Annotated in this window: 17 protein-coding genes; 14 read left to right on the forward strand and 3 right to left on the reverse strand. The window is 49.2% G+C overall.

The window, feature by feature from the left end; all coding sequences use genetic code 11:
- Positions 1-104: 104 nt before the first annotated feature.
- The 3 genes from pyk (at position 105) to KJS63_RS06150 (ending at position 2,605) form a co-directional block, all read left to right on the forward strand.
- Positions 105-1,526, forward strand: a complete 1,422-nt coding sequence (gene pyk, locus KJS63_RS06140; protein ID WP_068619913.1) for a pyruvate kinase — start codon at positions 105-107, stop codon at positions 1,524-1,526.
- 122 nt (positions 1,527-1,648) lie between these two features.
- Positions 1,649-2,164 (forward strand): acyl-CoA thioesterase, encoded by a 516-nt coding sequence (locus tag KJS63_RS06145; protein ID WP_374706258.1) that lies wholly within the window; start codon positions 1,649-1,651, stop codon positions 2,162-2,164.
- 48 nt (positions 2,165-2,212) lie between these two features.
- The gene (locus KJS63_RS06150; protein WP_213618375.1) at positions 2,213-2,605 is read left to right on the forward strand and encodes an FxsA family protein; all 393 of its coding nucleotides are present in this window, start codon (positions 2,213-2,215) and stop codon (positions 2,603-2,605) included.
- A 508-nt stretch (positions 2,606-3,113) separates the two neighbouring features.
- On the opposite strand, the gene ytvI is transcribed toward KJS63_RS06150, so the two are convergent.
- The gene (ytvI, locus tag KJS63_RS06155) at positions 3,114-4,232 is read right to left on the reverse strand and encodes a sporulation integral membrane protein YtvI (RefSeq protein WP_213618376.1); all 1,119 of its coding nucleotides are present in this window, start codon (positions 4,230-4,232) and stop codon (positions 3,114-3,116) included.
- Between the two features lie 367 nt (positions 4,233-4,599).
- Here ytvI and KJS63_RS06160 point away from each other — a divergent pair, with 367 nt between their 5' ends.
- The 4 genes from KJS63_RS06160 (at position 4,600) to KJS63_RS06175 (ending at position 8,752) form a co-directional block, all read left to right on the forward strand.
- Positions 4,600-5,712 carry a citrate/2-methylcitrate synthase gene (locus tag KJS63_RS06160; RefSeq protein ID WP_068619910.1) on the forward strand — a complete coding sequence of 371 codons (1,113 nt, stop codon included), beginning with the start codon at positions 4,600-4,602 and terminating at the stop codon, positions 5,710-5,712.
- A gap of 129 nt (positions 5,713-5,841) precedes the next feature.
- Complete coding sequence (icd, locus tag KJS63_RS06165; protein ID WP_213618377.1) at positions 5,842-7,137, forward strand: NADP-dependent isocitrate dehydrogenase; 1,296 nt, start codon at positions 5,842-5,844, stop codon at positions 7,135-7,137.
- A gap of 13 nt (positions 7,138-7,150) precedes the next feature.
- Complete coding sequence (gene mdh / locus KJS63_RS06170; RefSeq protein WP_213618378.1) at positions 7,151-8,092, forward strand: malate dehydrogenase; 942 nt, start codon at positions 7,151-7,153, stop codon at positions 8,090-8,092.
- Positions 8,093-8,326: 234 nt separating this feature from the next.
- Complete coding sequence (locus KJS63_RS06175) at positions 8,327-8,752, forward strand: hypothetical protein (RefSeq protein WP_089153565.1); 426 nt, start codon at positions 8,327-8,329, stop codon at positions 8,750-8,752.
- 150 nt (positions 8,753-8,902) lie between these two features.
- Here the strand turns inward: KJS63_RS06175 and KJS63_RS06180 are convergent, their stop codons facing one another.
- Positions 8,903-9,253 (reverse strand): helix-turn-helix domain-containing protein, encoded by a 351-nt coding sequence (locus KJS63_RS06180; RefSeq protein ID WP_068619907.1) that lies wholly within the window; start codon positions 9,251-9,253, stop codon positions 8,903-8,905.
- Between the two features lie 147 nt (positions 9,254-9,400).
- Here KJS63_RS06180 and KJS63_RS06185 point away from each other — a divergent pair, with 147 nt between their 5' ends.
- Together KJS63_RS06185 and KJS63_RS06190 are read left to right on the forward strand one after the other, a co-directional pair.
- Complete coding sequence (locus tag KJS63_RS06185; protein WP_213618379.1) at positions 9,401-10,288, forward strand: glycosyltransferase; 888 nt, start codon at positions 9,401-9,403, stop codon at positions 10,286-10,288.
- A gap of 226 nt (positions 10,289-10,514) precedes the next feature.
- The gene (locus tag KJS63_RS06190) at positions 10,515-11,387 is read left to right on the forward strand and encodes an SDR family oxidoreductase (RefSeq protein ID WP_213618380.1); all 873 of its coding nucleotides are present in this window, start codon (positions 10,515-10,517) and stop codon (positions 11,385-11,387) included.
- Between the two features lie 81 nt (positions 11,388-11,468).
- Here the strand turns inward: KJS63_RS06190 and yfbR are convergent, their stop codons facing one another.
- Entirely contained in the window at positions 11,469-12,068 is a 600-nt protein-coding gene (yfbR, locus tag KJS63_RS06195; protein ID WP_213618381.1) for a 5'-deoxynucleotidase, read from the reverse strand.
- Positions 12,069-12,632: 564 nt separating this feature from the next.
- Between yfbR and pnpS the strand changes: the two genes are divergently transcribed.
- The 5 genes from pnpS to phoU all read left to right on the forward strand — a co-directional run bounded on the left by pnpS (position 12,633) and on the right by phoU (position 18,243).
- Positions 12,633-14,435, forward strand: a complete 1,803-nt coding sequence (gene pnpS, locus KJS63_RS06200; protein WP_213618382.1) for a two-component system histidine kinase PnpS — start codon at positions 12,633-12,635, stop codon at positions 14,433-14,435.
- A gap of 116 nt (positions 14,436-14,551) precedes the next feature.
- Positions 14,552-15,283 carry a response regulator transcription factor gene (locus KJS63_RS06205; RefSeq protein WP_068619902.1) on the forward strand — a complete coding sequence of 244 codons (732 nt, stop codon included), beginning with the start codon at positions 14,552-14,554 and terminating at the stop codon, positions 15,281-15,283.
- Between the two features lie 123 nt (positions 15,284-15,406).
- Positions 15,407-16,615, forward strand: coding sequence for a methyl-accepting chemotaxis protein (locus tag KJS63_RS06210; RefSeq protein WP_213618383.1), 1,209 nt, complete (start codon positions 15,407-15,409; stop codon positions 16,613-16,615).
- 191 nt (positions 16,616-16,806) lie between these two features.
- Positions 16,807-17,562, forward strand: a complete 756-nt coding sequence (gene pstB, locus KJS63_RS06215) for a phosphate ABC transporter ATP-binding protein PstB (RefSeq protein ID WP_068619900.1) — start codon at positions 16,807-16,809, stop codon at positions 17,560-17,562.
- Positions 17,563-17,583: 21 nt separating this feature from the next.
- Entirely contained in the window at positions 17,584-18,243 is a 660-nt protein-coding gene (phoU, locus tag KJS63_RS06220) for a phosphate signaling complex protein PhoU (protein ID WP_068619899.1), read from the forward strand.
- The last annotated feature ends 48 nt before the right edge of the window (positions 18,244-18,291 follow it).

Genomic DNA, 18,291 nt, shown 5'->3' on the forward strand with positions numbered 1-18,291 from the left:
GATTTAATATGACAAAGTTCCTATACAAATCGTCAATTCTGTAGTAGATTTAATTGTTGGAAAAAGAAGATAAAGAGAGAAACCCGAAAACGGAGGAAACCCCAATGCGTAAAACTAAAATTGTATGTACTATCGGTCCTTCCAGTGAATCTTTGGAGAACATCAAGAAATTGATCCTTGCCGGCATGAACGTAGCCCGTCTTAACTTCTCCCACGGAGATTTCGAAGAGCATGGCGGCCGGATCAAGAACATTCGTCAAGCCAGCCAGGAACTAGGTAAATCCGTTGCGATCCTGCTGGATACCAAAGGTCCTGAAATCCGCACCGGCAAATTGGAAGTAGAGCCTATTGAACTGGTTCAGGATGAATTCATTACCCTGACAACTCAAGAAATCCTTGGTGACAAGAACCGGATCTCGGTTACCTACCAAGACCTGCCAAGCGATGTGGAAGTGGGTTCAACCATTCTGATCGATGACGGTCTGATTGGACTGACTGTTGTGGATATTCAAGGTACAGAGATCAAATGCCGTATTGTTAACGGCGGCACCATCAAGAGCAAGAAGGGTGTGAATGTACCGGGCGTACATATCTCCTTGCCGGGTATTACAGAGAAAGATGCCAACGATATCATCTTCGGTATCGAGCAAGGCATTGATTTCATTGCGGCTTCTTTCGTTCGCAAAGCAAGTGACGTGCTAGAGATTCGTGAGCTTCTTGAGAAGCATAACGCCACTTATATTCAAATTATCTCCAAGATCGAGAACCAGCAGGGTGTCGATAACTTGGATGAAATATTGGAAGTTTCCGACGGATTGATGGTTGCCCGTGGTGACCTTGGGGTTGAGATCCCAGCAGAAGATGTGCCTTTGGTTCAAAAAATGATGATTGAGAAATGTAATCGTGTGGGCAAGCCGGTTATTACCGCAACCCAAATGCTGGATTCGATGCAGCGCAACCCAAGACCTACCCGCGCTGAAGCCAGTGACGTAGCGAATGCGATCTTTGACGGCACGGATGCCATCATGCTGTCTGGTGAGACTGCTGCCGGTAAATATCCGGTTGAGTCGGTGCTGACCATGTCCCGCATCGCTGAGAAAGCAGAATCGGCTTTGAAATACCGTGAAATTTTCGAGAAGCAAAGCCATGCACAGCAGACTACAGTAACGGAAGCGATCAGCCAGGCTGTTGCAAACTCCGCGCTGGACCTGAATGCTAAAGCTATTATCACTTCAACGGAAACTGGATATACCGCTCGTATGGTGTCCAAATACCGTCCAAAATCGCCTATTATTGCGGTTACTACGGTTGACCAAACCCTGCGCCGTCTTGCATTGGCATGGGGCGTAACCCCAGTTAAAGGAAACGTGGCATCCTCAACGGACGAACTGTTCGAATGTGCGATGAAGGGTGGAGTAGATTCCGGACTGGTGAAGGATGGCGATCTGGTTGTGATTACAGCTGGCGTGCCTCTGGGCCGTTCGGGTTCCACGAATTTGGTGAAGATCGGTCAAATCCGCAGCTAGCCGTATCAGAATATGAATGGAACAAGAGCAATGGAACAACCGATGTGTTGAACCATTGCTTTTTTGTTATGATAGCAAGCCGGTTTTAATATACTATGAAGATCAGAACAAGGAGAACAGCAATGGACCTGATGAACAAGGATAAAGCAATCAGCCGCTGGTATATGGCCGGTCTACGGGTCCGTTATCAGGAGACGGATCAAATGGCGGTGGTATACCACAGCAACTATTTGAACTGGTTTGAAATTGGGCGCACCGAGATGATCCGCGCACTTGGATTCGACTATAAGGGGATGGAAGAAGAGGGAGTTCTGCTCCCGGTAGTGGATGCGAATTTGAAATTCAAGCAGCCGGCCCGTTATGATGACCAGATTGCGGTATTCACGAGAATGACAGCTTTCTCCCCGCTGCGGCTGGGTTATGCTTATGAAGTCAGACGCCTGCAGCCTGGAGAGGAACAGAGCAAGAAAATATGGGAAAATGACGAGCCTCTGCCAGGAGAGCTTCTGGTAACCGGGTCCACCAGCCATGTGTGGGTAGACCTCAGCTGGAGACCGGCCCGGCTGGATAAAAAGCTGCCGAACCTGTACAATGCTCTTAATGGCATTTTACTTAAAGAGCGCAGGCAAGGGCAATAACCTGGTTTCAGATTGGGAAGCAAGGCTTGCAGAAGAAGGGGCAATTTCATGCGTAAATGGACAGTCCTGTTAGTTATGGTTGTGTTTATTATTGAATATGTCGTGTATGCCTGGGTGGGCCAGCGCATCGGGGTGGGGAAAACAATCTTTCTTACTCTGGCGACATCCATTCTTGGCGGACTTATGGTTCAATTTGAAGGACGGAAGGTACTCGAATCGGCCCGTGGGCAGATGAACAATGGGCAGCTTCCGGGAAGAACGGTTGTTGACGGGCTTTGTATTCTAATTGGCGGTCTGCTGCTGCTTATTCCTGGATTTGTGACAGACGCTATCGGATTCACCATGGTATTTCCGCTGACCCGGCCGCTTTACAAGCTGTGGCTGGTGAAGTGGGTCGCCAAAAAAATGAAGGACGGCTCGATTACCTTTTTTCGGCGCTGACTGGATTGTTTGGCGTTTTTCAAGGCTTAAAGGACAATCTTATATCAAAGCAAAATGACCGATCGGCAGGCCAAGGAGATTATCCAGGGCCTGCCGATCGGTCATTTTGTCTACTAGATCTTCAGCAGAATTGAGAGTAATAAGATGCACTCCATTGGCATGGTTGCTAAGTACTTCTATTTTATCAAGAAGAGACACGTTTTCTTTTTGCGTTTTTTAATTGGGATGTACGAAGCAGCGGAGAGGACGAAGCGATTCCGGAAAAGCGGCAGCGGTCGCCTAAGAGCTTTTCGAAGAAAAGCTAACATCGAAAGCATAGGCTTTACCTCCGATATATCTTCCTTATAAGAGGAGTTCAGGATATTCGGGGGTAACAGCGATTGGAGGACTGCTTCGTTCTCGGAGCCTTTTGAACACAAACCGCACTCCTAAATAAAGTCAGAGGCCCCCCTTTAAGGACAGCCTCGTTTGGTTAATAGCTATCGGTCTTTGGCTAATAGCTATCAGTCTAATGAATCCTGCCATTCACGATATAATTCCTCAGATCACGGAACACATTGGCCCGGTTCACCGCGGATATCACCACGAAGGAGACCGGCCCAATAATAAGCCCTAGGACTCCGAACAGCTTAAGACCTACGAACATTCCGATCAAGGTAGGGAGAGGGTCGAGGCCGACACTGCTGGCAAGAACTTTGGGCTCAATCAGCTGGCGTGCGATCAGAATGACACCATACAGAATAGACAGGCCAATTCCAAGCCGGATATCACCCGAGATATACGCATACACCAGCCAAGGCACCATAATGGTTCCTACGCCAAGATACGGCAGCAGATCGACGAAGCCGATCAGCAGGGCAAAGGTAAAGGCGGAGTCCACACCAATGATAAGAAGTCCTGCCAGGACGATTACAGCGGTAATGGAGATCATGATGAACTGGGCCCGGAGATAGCCAAACAGCGCCTTTTGCAGGTCGCCCCATACGTCCTTGACCGTCTTGCGGAAAGGAAGAGGGACCCATCCGGTCATGGACCTAAGGTGCCGGTCCCAGTTTTTGCTGATGAAGAAGGTAGCCAGAATGATGACGAGCAGAATGACCCCCAGATTAGGAAGCGAGGTCAGCAGGTTGACAATGCCATTCAAGAAGCTGGTGACCATGTTAGTCACCACCGAGCTGATCGTTTCTGTTGTCCGGTTGATATTCTGGTTAATCGTGTGCTGATAGTCTGGATTGTTCTTAATGAATTTGTTGATCTCACCAATAATGTTTTGGATTCCTTCGCTTTGCGTCCAGCTGATAAAGAAGCTTTTCCATTTCTCGATGTGCAGGTCAAAGGACTGCGTTAAATGAATGAGCTCCTTGACGGAACGGGTAACAACCGCGGACAGAACAACGGAAGCTCCTCCGAAGAAAACCAGGATTCCGAGCGTAACGGCCAGCCATCTCGGAAGCTTGACCTTCTTCTGCAGAAAGCCTACTAACGGATTCATCGCATAAGCTATCAGCCAGGCAATCAGAAAGGGATAGAGCAGTGGGATGAGCCAGTAGAATGCCAGTCCAATCAGCGCAAGTGCGGTGATTACCCAGAGCCCCCGAAGCAGGCGTTTGACAATAATATTGTCCAAGAAGCATTCTCCTTTGTAAGAATTGGCTTTTACGGATGAATGTATTCCATCTATTAATTATGTTATAGTATGCAGGAAAAGACCCGGTCAAGGCAAATAGGGCTTGCTTTAGGCCGTTGGAACCAATTTAAATATATAATTTTGTAAGCGGTTAATATTTTGTTTATGGTTGCGATAAAACAATTTGATGTAATAGCGGGCCATTCAGCTGTTCCCATGCATTCGAAAATCCAGTATGATGAAATTAAGTTTCATCTGGTGTAACATTATCTTATTTCTTACACCCGCATTCTTTTAATCTTTCAAAATGTAACTGTTTACATTATTTTATTTGCTCAATTTATGCCTGACAAAGGAGAGATGTATAATGACAGCTACCAAAGGCCTTGAGGGTATTGTGGCTGCGACTTCTTCTATTAGTTCTATCGAAGATGGCGTGCTGGCTTACCGGGGAATTAATATCGATGAGCTTGCAGAGCATGCCAGTTTTGAAGAAGTGGCTTATTTGCTGTGGTATGGCAAGCTGCCGACCCAGTCTGAACTGGATGCGCTTAAGCAGCAATTGAGTGAATATGCGGCTATTCCTTCCGAAGTGTTGGAACAGATTAAGCTTTATCCCAAATCCACGAATACGATGGCTGCTCTACGTACGGGAGTATCTGCGCTTGCGCTGTACGATGAGACTGCTGGCGATATCAGTCATGAATCGACCCAGAATAAGGCGATCAAGCTGCAGGCCCAGATTCCGACCCTGATCGCAGCGTTTGACCGCATTCGCAAAGGGAAGGAGCCAGTAGCGCCGAAGCAAGGGGTAGGCCTGGCTTATAACTTCCTCTATATGCTCTCTGGGGAGGAACCAGACTCTGTAGCCGTGAAAGCTCTGGATCAGGCCCTGGTGCTGCATGCCGACCATGAGCTGAACGCATCCACGTTCTCTGCACGTGTTACCGTAGCTACCTTGTCCGATATATACTCCGGGGTTACTTCCGCGATCGGAACCTTGAAGGGGCCTTTGCATGGCGGTGCGAATGAAGCTGTCATGCAGATGCTTAACGAAATCGGCTCCATTGATAAAACGGAAGAGTACATCCAACGCAAGCTTGATAATAAGGATAAGATTATGGGCTTCGGTCACCGTGTATATAAAAACGGGGACCCACGCGCCAAACATCTGCAGAAGATGTCGCGAGAGCTAAGCTCCCTGAAAGGGGATTCCACGCTTTATGATATGTCCGTGAAAATTGAGTCCCTGATTACTTCCCAGAAAGGGCTTAAGCCGAATGTGGATTTCTATTCCGCGTCGGTCTATACCCTGCTTGGCATCGAGAAGGATCTGTTCACTCCAATCTTTGCGATCAGCCGCTTGTCCGGATGGACGGCACATATTATCGAGCAGCTTGATGACAACCGGATTATCCGCCCGCGCGCCGAATATACCGGGCTTTACAATCAGAAGTATATTCCGATTGATTTAAGATAATTATGCAAGTTATGCTAGAATATAGCGGAAGAAGCGGGTACCGCAGAAATGCGGGCTACCCCTTCTTCATGTATAGGCCTTAACTGGACCTGCTATCATAATTCATACTTTTGAGGAGGAACAAGTAATATGCCGAACTTTGAGAAATTCAGCCTGCCGACCGAAGGCGATAAAATTGAGATTCAAGATGGTAAGCTTCAAGTGCCAAACCGCCCTATCATTCCATTCATCGAAGGTGACGGAACAGGCCGGGATATCTGGAAAGCTTCCGTACGCGTGCTTGACGCTGCTGTAGAGAAAGCCTATGGCGGAGAGAAGAAGATCGCTTGGTACGAAGTCTTCGCGGGAGAGAAAGCATTCAATACATACGGTGAATGGCTTCCTGCGGACACGCTTACTGCGATCCGTGAATACATCGTAGCTATTAAGGGACCGCTCACTACGCCAATCGGCGGAGGCATTCGTTCCCTGAACGTGGCGCTGCGTCAGGAGCTTGACCTGTATGTCTGCCTGCGTCCGGTTCGCTATTTCGACGGTGTGCCTTCACCGGTGAAGCGTCCTGAGCTTGTTGACATGGTTATTTTCCGTGAGAATACCGAGGATATCTATGCCGGTATCGAGTACAAGGAAGGCAGCGAAGAAGTGAAGAAGGTTCTTTCCTTCCTACAGAACGAAATGGGTGTTAAGAAGATCCGCTTCCCGGAAACTTCTGGAATCGGAATTAAGCCTGTGTCTGAAGAAGGTTCCAAGCGTCTGGTCCGTGCCGCGGTTCAATATGCTATCGATCACGGACGTAAGAGTGTCACGCTCGTTCACAAAGGCAATATCATGAAATTTACAGAAGGCGCCTTCAAAAACTGGGGTTATGAAGTTGCTGAGCAGGAGTTCGGCGACAAGGTGTTCACTTGGGCACAATATGACCAAATTAAAGAACAATCCGGTACGGATGCAGCGAACGCTGCCCAGAAGGAAGCTTTGGATGCTGGCAAAATCCTGATTAAGGATGCGATTGCGGATATCGCCCTTCAACAGGTATTGACCCGTCCAACTGACTTTGATGTCATCGCAACGCTGAACCTGAACGGGGACTATCTGTCCGACGCTTTGGCGGCGCAAGTTGGAGGTATCGGGATCGCTCCGGGTGCCAATATTAACTATGTAACTGGACATGCAATCTTTGAAGCCACTCACGGCACGGCTCCGAAGTACGCGGATCTTGATGTGGTCAACCCGGGTTCGGTTATTCTGTCCGGCGTTATGCTGCTTGAGCACCTTGGCTGGCAGGAAGCTGCAGACCTGATTTACAAAGGCCTTGAAACCTCCATTAACAATAAGACCGTGACTTATGACTTTGCCCGCCTGATGGAAGGCGCAACAGAAGTGAAGTGCTCGGAGTTCGCTAATCAAGTTATCAAAAACATGTAGGAGGACTGTCCAAGTGGGAATTCAACGTAAAAAGATTACGGTTGTGGGCGCCGGATTTACCGGCGCAACTACCGCTTTGATGCTTGCGCAGAAAGAACTCGGTGATGTTGTTCTTCTTGATATTCCTCAATTGGAGAATCCGACTAAAGGTAAGGCGCTTGACATGCTGGAAGCAAGTCCTGTACAGGGCTTCGACAGCAACATTGTGGGTACCTCGAGCTATGAGGATGCCGCAGGTTCGGATATTGTGATTATTACCGCCGGGATTGCCCGCAAGCCTGGCATGAGCCGCGACGACCTGGTCAGCACAAATGCAGGCATTGTGACTTCGGTCTGTGAGAACGTGAAGAAATATTGCCCGGATTCCATTGTTATTATTCTGAGCAATCCTGTGGATGCCATGACTTATGCGGCTTACAAAGCTTTAGGCTTCCCGAAGAACCGCGTCATTGGCCAATCCGGTGTGCTTGATACCGCCCGGTACTGCACCTTCATTGCCCAGGAGCTGAATGTGTCGGTGGAAGACGTTCGCGGCTTCGTGCTTGGTGGACACGGCGACGATATGGTTCCGCTCGTCCGTTACTCCAGCGTCGGTGGAATCCCGATTGACACTCTGATTCCGAAGGACCGTATTGAAGCCATCGTACAGCGGACCCGCGTTGGCGGGGGAGAAATCGTAAACCTGCTGGGCAACGGCAGTGCTTACTATGCTCCGGCTGCTTCATTGGTACAGATGGCGGAAGCTGTCTTGAAGGATAAGAAACGGATTATTCCGGTGATTGCCCTGCTTGAAGGGGAATACGGGTATAACGATCTGTTCTTGGGTGTGCCGGCGATTCTCGGCGGCAGTGGTATTGAGAAAGTATTCGAGCTTGAATTGACAGCGGATGAGAAAGCGGCTTTAGATAAGTCGGCTGAATCGGTACGCAGTGTCATCAAGATTGTCCAAGGCTAAGATTTCGAAGCCGGGCAATCCTACTACCGGCCTTCAATCTGCTGAAAACGCGGACTGGAGGCCGGTTTGGTTTATTTTCCGTGATTTGAGCCGTTTAATTCGGGGATTTGTCTTAATATGTTCACGGTTTAACAGATTGCTTATTCTATCTCTCCCTTGTACCTTTTCTTTAATCTGGATAATGGATATAATAGTTTATAATTAATCTAAATAAGTGAAAGGTGGCAAAATGTTGTGACAAATGCGATGATTTTTCTGCACGTTCTTGGCTCACTAGCACTTGGCTTCTACATTGTTCTTCCATTTGTTGTCGGACGTGTGGGCAGCCTGTCTCTGCCCGCCCAGGAAGGGACAGTGTCTGCAGTAAGAACACTCAACCGCTTTGGACAGTACGGCTTGATTCTCCAGTTCCTCACGGGGGGATACCTTATCAGTAAAGGGAACTATTCCGTAACTTGGATGGTCGTAGTGATTGTTCTCTTCCTGGCTGCCGGAGCACTTAGCGGCATTATTGGCAAGCCGCTGCGTCTTGCCGGGGAAGCTATCCGCGCCAAGAAGGAAGCCACAGATCATATTGGCAAGATCCGTACTCTTAGCTCGGTATTGGCTATTGTGATGATTGTTATTGTATATTTCATGGTTTTCCGTTATGTAATTTAATTAGATATACATAAGAAGCCGAATCTTCTAAGACAGAAGATTCGGCTTTTTGTTTAAGCCCTACTTGGGAAACGTTCATGCGGCCGCAGATTCAAAAACCCCGCGGTCAGCCGGAGTTAGGATTCCCGGAGACGGGGGCTTTTGGACATGTTATTCTTTGGACGGGGATGATGAGAGTTCATCAAGATGGGTAAACATTAGCTTAATCACATCCAGGGCCATCTGCTTCTCCTTGGAGGAGCGGTTCATCATGATCTGCCGGAGCTGGTCTATGAACTGATCATCTGTGATTTCTATGGAGTCCTGCAGCAGGTAATCTACCGTTACGCCCAGCTCGTTGGCAAGCCGGATCAGCGTATCGAGGGATAAGCTGCGTTCTCCTCTCTCAATCTGCCCTATGTATGCGTCGGAGACATCGATTCTCTCTGCCAACTTTTCCTGGGTCCAATGCATCTTGCGGCGTTCCTGCCGCAGCCGTTTGCCGAGTGAATCATAATTCATATAACCCCTCCTACTATAAAATTAGTGAATATGAGAGGTAAACTTAATAAGCTAACAGTTTTATAAATGTTTACTTATAGTTTTATTTGGGTTATTATGGAAGTATATATCGAGTTAGTATTTCCAATGTAAGTGAGGTTAAACTTTATGCTAACGAATGTACCGGCTGTATCGGTCATCATTGCGGTCAAGAATGAAGGAATCAATCTGATGATGACCCTTGAATCGATGAAGGTCTCCAGGACAGACATCCCTTATGAAGTTATTATTGTTGATGATCAGTCTATGGATTGCTGTTGTGAATTCCTGTACGAGTACCGGTTCCCTATGCCTATCCATTATGTGAAGACAGAGGGCATTGGTGCGGCCGCAGCAAGGAATCGGGGGGCTTTGGCAGCCAAGGGGGAGATATGTGTATTCTGCTCGGGCCATATGTATGTTGATGATTATTGGATGGAGGGATTAGTTCAATCCATCAGATCGGGTTCAGCTGATTGTGTAAGTCCTAGTATATCTGCTCACCAGCAACAAGACAGGATTGGATATGGACTGTCGCTGAAGCTGCCGGAATTAACAGTAGAGTGGATTACAGACAGGGATGATCTTGGGGAGGCGCCCGTCCTGCCTTGGCAGTGTATAGCGGTCAGGCGTGAGCTTTTTGTTGAGAATCAGGGGTTCGAGGCAGGCTTTAGGCAGGAAGAAGCCGTGGCGGCAGAGTTCTCGCTCCGGATGAGGCTGCTGGGCTTTAGATGCAGGATTGAGCCTTCCGTCAACATTTCGCTGGTTTACCGTACCGTGTTTCCATACGTACCTCCTGTGGATTACCGGGATTATCATCTTCTCCGGCTGGCGTATCTGCATTTCAATGAGGAGAGGCTGGAGAAATCCCGCAGGGTAGCTGGCGAGGGAGGCGAACTGCAGAAATGGGAGAGCGAGCTCCTGGAGGATGGTGTGCTCCAGCTTAGAGAGCAGTATCTGGCACGCAGGCAGTTTGATGACAGCTGGTTTTTTGACCGGTACCAGATTGAGTACTAATTGGGAATAATCTTTTTTTGGTAAATGGAAGGTCAAATCCGGTTTCACAAACTTGATTATGATTGCGAATTGGAAAGCTGCGATATTATCTACAATTTTGTCAGTTTAGTGATGAGAGGTTCAATTCTTTCTCAGGTGGTAAGTATGTTAGGAATAATGTCCAAGGTTATCTTGGCATCCTAGACATAATCATGAATTCCAGCCATCACAAGGAGGAGAACTTGAAATGTCATCAAACAATCAACAGCCTAAACAAACCATGCCAGCACAGCACCAGAATCAAAGACCGGGCCTGGAAGACCAGATGAACCCGCTACCGCAATATGAAGGGTCTTATCAGGCCGCAGGCAAGCTGAAGGGCAAGGTTGCGCTTATTACTGGAGGAGACAGTGGAATTGGACGGGCCGTAGCCGTTGCTTATGCCAAAGAAGGAGCGGACGTGGCTATTGTATATTTGAACGAACATAGTGATGCGGAGAAGACGAAATCGGAAGTGGAGAAGCACGGGCGCAGAGCGCTTTTGATCCCTGGAGATATCGGGGAGGAGGCTTTTGCCCAGGAAGCTGTGAAGAAGACCGTAAGTGAGCTGGGCGGACTGGATATCCTGGTGAACAATGCGGGTGAACAGCATCCGCAGGAGAACATCGAGGATATTACTTCAGAGCAGCTTGAACGGACATTCCGTACGAACATATTCGCTATGTTCTACTTAACCAAAGCGGCTATGCCTCATTTGAAGAAGGGCAGCACCATTATCAACACCGCTTCGGTTACCGCCTACAAGGGGAATCCGACACTGCTGGATTACTCTTCGACCAAAGGCGCTATTGTGAGCTTTACCCGGGCGTTATCGATGAATCTGGTTAGCAAAAAAGGCATCCGGGTCAACGCCGTTGCCCCGGGACCTATCTGGACACCGCTCATTCCTTCCACCTTTGACGAAGAGAAGGTGAAGCAGTTCGGGGCAGATTCACCAATGCAGCGCCCTGGACAACCGGAGGAATTGGCACCAGCCTATGTGTTCCTGGCATCCGAGGATTCGTCTTACATCAGCGGACAGGTAATCCATGTGAACGGTGGAGAGATTGTGAACGGATAATCAGTTCAAGACCTAATGAAGGCGGCCGCCAGGCTTAAGAACCTGGCGGCCGCCTTTTGTTGCTCTGAGTGAAAGCTGCTTCTAATCGGATAAATCTGCAGACAGTTCGTCCAGGGTGAGCTCAAAGCTGGGCGCAAGATGAACGAGAAAGTAGGAGACTTCCGGCATTTGCAGGCTTTCGAGCTTCTGCTGGAGCTGGCTCTTGGCGGCGGCGAACTCCCTGTTGCCGGAGGCAAGCTCCCAGGTGCATTTGAGATAAGCGTCAAGTGTATCGGCGGCTTTTACATATTTGCGCAGCTCTTGATCGGCAGGATCATCCGCATTCAGCAGAGGTCCATATGCTGGCGCAAGCTCGGGAGGAATCATGGAGGTCAGCCGTTCTGCTGCAATGGCCTCCATTTCTCTAAAGTTCGACAGCAGGCGGGGATTATGATGTTTGACCGGAGTAGGAATATCCCCGGTGAACACTTCTGTCGCATCATGGAACAGAGCGAGTGTGGCAGCACGCTCGGACTGCAGCTGCCTGCCATAGAGACGGTTGCCGATTTCGCATAACAAATGGGCAAGAAGAGCGACATGGAAAGAGTGCTCGGCGACATTTTCAATTGAAGTGCTGCGCATCAGGCTCCAGCGGCTGATGGACCGAAGCCTGTACATATAGGCCGAGAAGTGATAGTTCATAGGTCATATCCCTCTTTCAAACGGATTTAATAGATCATAATACGGGGATTACATTGTGTTATTATAATACTAACAATGTTAACGAAGAGAAGATGACGGAAGCAAGCTATATAAAATGAACTTTAAAAAATAACCGATCTCAGCTTCGATCTCGAGTGATTCTGAAGAAGCGGAGCGTCCGCCTTTGTCTCCGAAATGCCCCGCTGAACATCTATATAAGTTGAACTAAAGAATTACCAATAGGAAAGAGTGTGAAATGATTCTGGGGAAGCGAAGCGTTCGCCTACAAGCTTTCTGAAAGAAAGCTACATCGGAAGCATAAGCTTTGTGACCGGAATTCAACCTTATACATTTAATTCAAGAAATCGGGGAGCAACAGCGACCCTACGGAACATTTCATACGTCTTCCTTACGTGTAAATCAATAGTTCATCTTATATAGTTCAAGCATTTCGGAGACAACAGGGCTCGTAAGAACACTCGGCATCACAGCGCCCCAAAAGGGTGACCTTCAAAGTTTATTTTATATAGTTACCTAAATTACATTTAAAAAAAGGAAGAACTAATGAAGACATTTCGAATGCGCTTATCCCTAATTCTAATGGGGCTGGTCGGGATTTCGATGCTTGCTGCCGGGTTAATTATGGCCCAGGTATTTAAGGAATCGCACGTGTCCGCACTGGAAGAGAATATGGCCCGGGAAATAAACCTCATCTCCAGCACGCTGCAGCTGCCCAAGATCAATGGGAACCCGGAAGCTATGGCCTATTATACTGGACAGGCGAAGAGGATGGACAGCCTGACCAAATCAAGGGTAACTTTTATTAATTTGGATGGTACCGTAATCGGGGATTCGGAGAGCGATCCGTCCAAGATGGAGAATCACAGCTCCCGGGAAGAGATTAAGCTGGCCAAACAAACTGGGCAAATCGGCACAGCGATCCGCTTCAGCAGTACGATACATGAAGACATGCTGTATGTTGCGAAACATGTCGCTGCAGAGCAAGGGGGATTCAACGGATATATCCGCCTGGCTATGAGTCTGGAGACAGTGAGTGAAGGCCTGCATAAGGGCTGGACCTTGATGATTGGCGGACTCATCGTTTTGTTCCTTGCTGCAGCACTGACCAGCTACCGGGTTGCCACTGGGCTTACCCGGCCCCTGGAGAAGATTACTACCGTTGCTCACCGGATCTCCAAGCTGGATTATGATGCCAGAGTCCAGTTAGAGCGCAAGGATGAGATCGGGCAGCTCGGCGAGGCTATCAACGCGATGGCTGACAGCCTGCAGCAGCAGCTGAAGCGTATCCGCGACAATGAGGACCTGCTGCAAAGTGTACTCTCCAACATGACCGGCGGGATACTTATGGTGGATACGGGCGACCGGATCGCCCTTGTGAACAAGGAGGCGGAGCGGATTCTGCGGCTGAAGGATACCGCAATACTGGGCAGGCTGTATCATGAGATCAAACGCAGTTATGAGCTCACCCGGTTCATGGATGAGGGGATATCCCGCAAGGAATATATGAAGGAAGAGCGGACGATCTATGACCCTGAGGAGAAAATTCTGCATTTTGACAGTGTGCCTATGTTCGAGGATGACGGTTCTTACAGGGGAACGCTGTTCCTGCTGCAGGACGTGACAGAAATCCGCAAGCTTGAAGTGATGCGAAGTGAGTTTGTAGCTAATGTATCCCATGAGCTGAAGACCCCAATTGCGGCCGTAAAAGGATTTGCGGAAACCCTGCTGGGCGGCGGGGTGCAGGATGAGGAGACGAAGCGGTCATTCCTGCAAATTATTTATGATGAAGGAGATAGACTGAACCGCCTGATTGGCGATATTCTGGAATTATCCAAGATTGAATCCAGAAGGGTCCCTCTGGAGTATTCGCCTGTTCACGTTCAGAGTCTGCTCGGCAGCATCTTTGAAGTGCTGCGTTCCTCGGCAGCGAAGAAGTCCATCACGATGAAGCTGGAGGTGCCTGATGAGCTGTTTATGGAAGCGGACGAGGATCGCCTGCGGCAGATCTTCATGAACCTGTTGTCCAATGCAATCAGCTACACCCTTGATGGAGGAAGGGTGAAGGTGACGGTGGAGAGCATCTGTGAGAAGGACGAGGAAGAGAAGGTCCGGTTCACGATTAGCGATACCGGAATCGGTATTCCGAAGAAGGATCTGCCGCGGATTTTTGAGCGGTTCTACCGGGTGGATAAAGCGCGTTCTCGCAGTTCAGGCGGTACCGGGCTGGGCCTCTCGATTGTCAAGCATCTGGTGGAGCTTCATGAAGGCACAATCCGGGTGGACAGCAAGGTCGGAGAAGGAACAACGTTTATCCTCGATTTACCTTTACTTCATAATGTAGAGTAGATTATGAATAAAGTTTCCTTTTTTACACAACGTTAACACTCTCGTGATATGCTGAGCTTGTCAACATTTGTCATCATTATTCCGATTTGATAAAAATGGGGGTACTAAGAGTATATATGGCGCAACGACTTTTGGTTATTGAGGATGAGCCAACCTTATCCAGATTATTATCTTATAACCTATCGAATGAGGGTTATGAAGTGACCGTTGAGGAACATGGGCAGTCAGGCTGTGATACCGCATTGAAATCGGATTTCGATCTGATTCTGCTTGATCTCATGCTTCCGGGAATGAACGGGTTCGAGATCATGTCCAGGCTGCGGAGTGAGGGCGTGAAAACACCGATTGTGATTCTCACGGCCAAGAATGCGGAAGAAGAGGTTGTTCAAGGACTTAAGTCGGGAGCAGACGATTACATTACCAAGCCGTTTGGAGTGGCGGAGCTGCTCGCTCGCGTTGCTGCTGTGCTTAGAAGGTCAACGGGACAGGATGAGCGGGATAAAGCCTCCATTCATCCTGAGTCACAGATCAGTCTTGGAGAGCTGTCGATCTACCCTGAGAAGTATGAGGTTACCCTTGGCGGGGAACATATCACCCTCCGGCCCAAAGAGTTCGAGGTTCTTCTGTATCTGGCCCGGAAGCCGGGGGTCGTCATGACCAGGGATGATCTCATGAACGCGGTATGGGGTTTTGATTATATCGGAGGACAGCGGACTGTAGACGTCCATGTGAGCTCACTCCGGAAGAAGCTTGAGCTTGATCCGGGGTCCGTGCACATCGACTCCATTCGTGGAGTAGGTTATAAGCTTGTCGTAAATAAGAAAAGAAGCGCCCATCATTTCGGTTAAATGATGGGTGTTTTTTGTATTAAGATAACTCTTTTAACAATAAAACGCGGTCTTCCTAACATTCTGTGAATAGTTTTGTCCTATATTTTGGAATATAGGAAAAAAGTCATAGGAGTGAAGACTATGAATAACGAGGCCATCGCCGTGCTTGAAAGACCTTTGGTTAAACAGGATAAGCAACACGAACCTCCAGTCGAACACGTGACAGGGATGCTGGAGGAAGCAGTCTCCGAACGAATAGTGAACAGGCCTTCCACAGAGGTCTCAGCGGCTCAATACTGCCGGAAGGTCCCTGTTATTCATGCGGAGGAAATCTGCGGTGAGGTGCTGCGTACGCTCCGGGCAGATGAACAAATTCCCTGCATTGTGATTGCGGATGAGGGGAACTCCCCGCTGGGACTGATTATGCGGGATGCATTCTACCGCTTGTTCGCCGGTCGCTTCGCTTCGGATCTGTTCTACGACAAGCCGGCCCTCTTATTTGCGGAACAGGCTCCGATTGTACGGGAAGTGTCGGCTGATCCCGGTGAGCTGATTGATGCGGCCCTGAGCAGACAGGGCTCAAAGTTCTACCAGTGTATGATCCTGACAGAACGGGATCAGGTACAGGGAGTTCTGACCGTACAGGACCTCATGATTATGTCGAGAAATCTGCAGACGCAGGCGGATCAAGCTAGAATTGTGACGGTCAAGGAAAGCCACGGAAGATTGGGCCAAATTGGACAATCCGTGCACCATGTATCAGAGGCTGCCGGGCGAAGCCTGCGCGAAGCGGAGATGATGAGCCGTCTGGTTACGGCGGGACGGGCGGAGCTTCAGCAGGTGAAGGAGTCATTCGAGCGGCTGCTCAGCATCACCAGCCGTCAGGAGAAGCAGGTCAAAGAGCTGCTGGAGCGGACGGTTGAAATCTCCGAGATTACCGGCAGCATCCGCGAGCTTGCGGACCGCAGCGGACTCCTGGCGATGAACGCGGCCATTGAGGCTGCTCATGCAGGGGAACATGGCCGCGGATTCGCAGTGGTCGCAAGCGAAGTGGGCAGTTTGTCCTCCCAGACGAAGAAGTTCTCGGAGGAAATCGGGAAGACGCTGCAGCGGATCGGAGAAATGGTCCGGGAGACCGCAGCCATGGCCGTGACCTCTGCGGCAGAGGTTGAGGGAAGCCGGGAGCACGTCGCGGAGGCGGACACCACCTTTGAATCGCTGGTGGAGGCAGTGCATCAAGCTGAACTGCGGGGCAGGGAAATGCACCAGTCCTCGGACGAGGCTGCCCAAAGAGCGCATAAGGTTATGAAGGAGCTGGAACGTCTTGCCGGGCCTATAGAGCAGGAGTGAGCCTTGGAAGCCGGAATACGGCAAAATCCGATAATTTTACACTGCGTTTACAATTCTGTACATTGGTCTTAACACAAAACAGGTAAGATGATGAGGTATTGACTAGAAACCACATTATCCGAATTTACAACGAAGCCTGCGGGCTTCTTTTATCTTATTATCCTATGAGGCGTAATTGAAGGAGAAGTGACATGGAAGCGATCATTAATATTGAGAAATTGAATTTGTACTATGAATCTTATCATGCGCTTAAGGATGTCTCCATGGACATCCCGGAGAAGGCAATCACCGCCTTCATCGGACCGTCCGGCTGCGGAAAGTCCACGCTGCTGCGGACGCTTAACCGGATGAATGACATGATCGCGGGAACTCGGATCGAAGGAGCCGTGAAGATCGGCGGAACGGACATTTACAGTGATGACGTTCATGTTGAGGCTCTCCGCAAACGGGTCGGTATGGTGTTCCAACAGCCCAATCCTTTTCCAAAGTCCATTTATGACAATATTGCTTATGGACCGCGTCTTCACGGCATCCGCAGCAAATCCGAGCTTGATGAAATCGTTGAGCAGAGTCTTCGTCAGGCCGTGCTGTGGGACGAGGTTAAGAATTTCCTCAAACGCTCCGCTTTAAGTTTATCCGGGGGACAGCAGCAGCGTCTGTGTATCGCAAGGGCGCTTGCGGTTCAGCCTGACATCCTGCTGATGGATGAAGCCACTTCTGCCCTCGATCCGATCTCGACGCTGAAGATTGAAGAATTGGTACAAGAGTTAAAAGACAGGTATACGATCGTGATGGTAACGCATAACATGCATCAAGCAGCCCGGATCTCGGGAAGAACCGTCTTCTTCCTGAACGGGGAAGTTGTTGAAGCGGATGAGACCCAGAAGCTGTTCTCCACGCCGCAGGATTCAAGAACCGAGGATTACATTTCGGGCCGATTTGGTTAAGTAGAAGGGAGCATCTTAGGGATGATTCGGAGAAAAGAGTTTGATCAGAACCTTGAAGAACTGCGTAATTTGCTGCGCGCCATGGGCGAGCACGTACAGGAAGCCCTGAAAGGGGCCATTGAAGCCCTTCAGACCACGAACACCGCCAAGGCGGAGGTTATTATTAAGCGGGATGCTGAACTGAATTACATGGAAGACCAGATTATGGAGATTGGGTCCCGTCTCATCGTGACCCAGCAGCCGGTAGCGAAGGATCTGCGCCGGATTATCGTAGCCTTCAAGATCTCCAGCGATCTTGAGCGCATGGGGGATCTGTCCATTGATATCGCGAAGATTACACTTCGCCTTGAGGGGCAGGAGTTAATCAAACCGCTGGTGGATATCCCGCGGATGGCGGAATTGGCAGGGATTATGATTGAGGAGTCACTGCAGGCTTACCTGGATGAGAACACGGATCTAGCTTATAAAATGGCCCAGGATGACGATGAAATCGATCACCTCTACAGCCAGATTATCCGTGACCTGTACGGTATTATGGCTTCGAATCCTGAGAATGTGCAGCAGGCGATGCTGCTGACTCTGGTAGGCCGTTATATTGAACGGATCGCGGATCACGCAACTAATATTGGGGAGAGCGCCGTGTATTTGGCCACCGGGCAGCGGCCGGATTTGAACCAGTAATCGAATAGCAGGGAAGGAAGAGCATCGGAGAAATCCGGTGCTTTTTTA

This window comes from Paenibacillus sp. J22TS3, assembly GCF_018403205.1.
Lineage (GTDB): Bacteria > Bacillota > Bacilli > Paenibacillales > Paenibacillaceae > Fontibacillus > Fontibacillus tuaregi.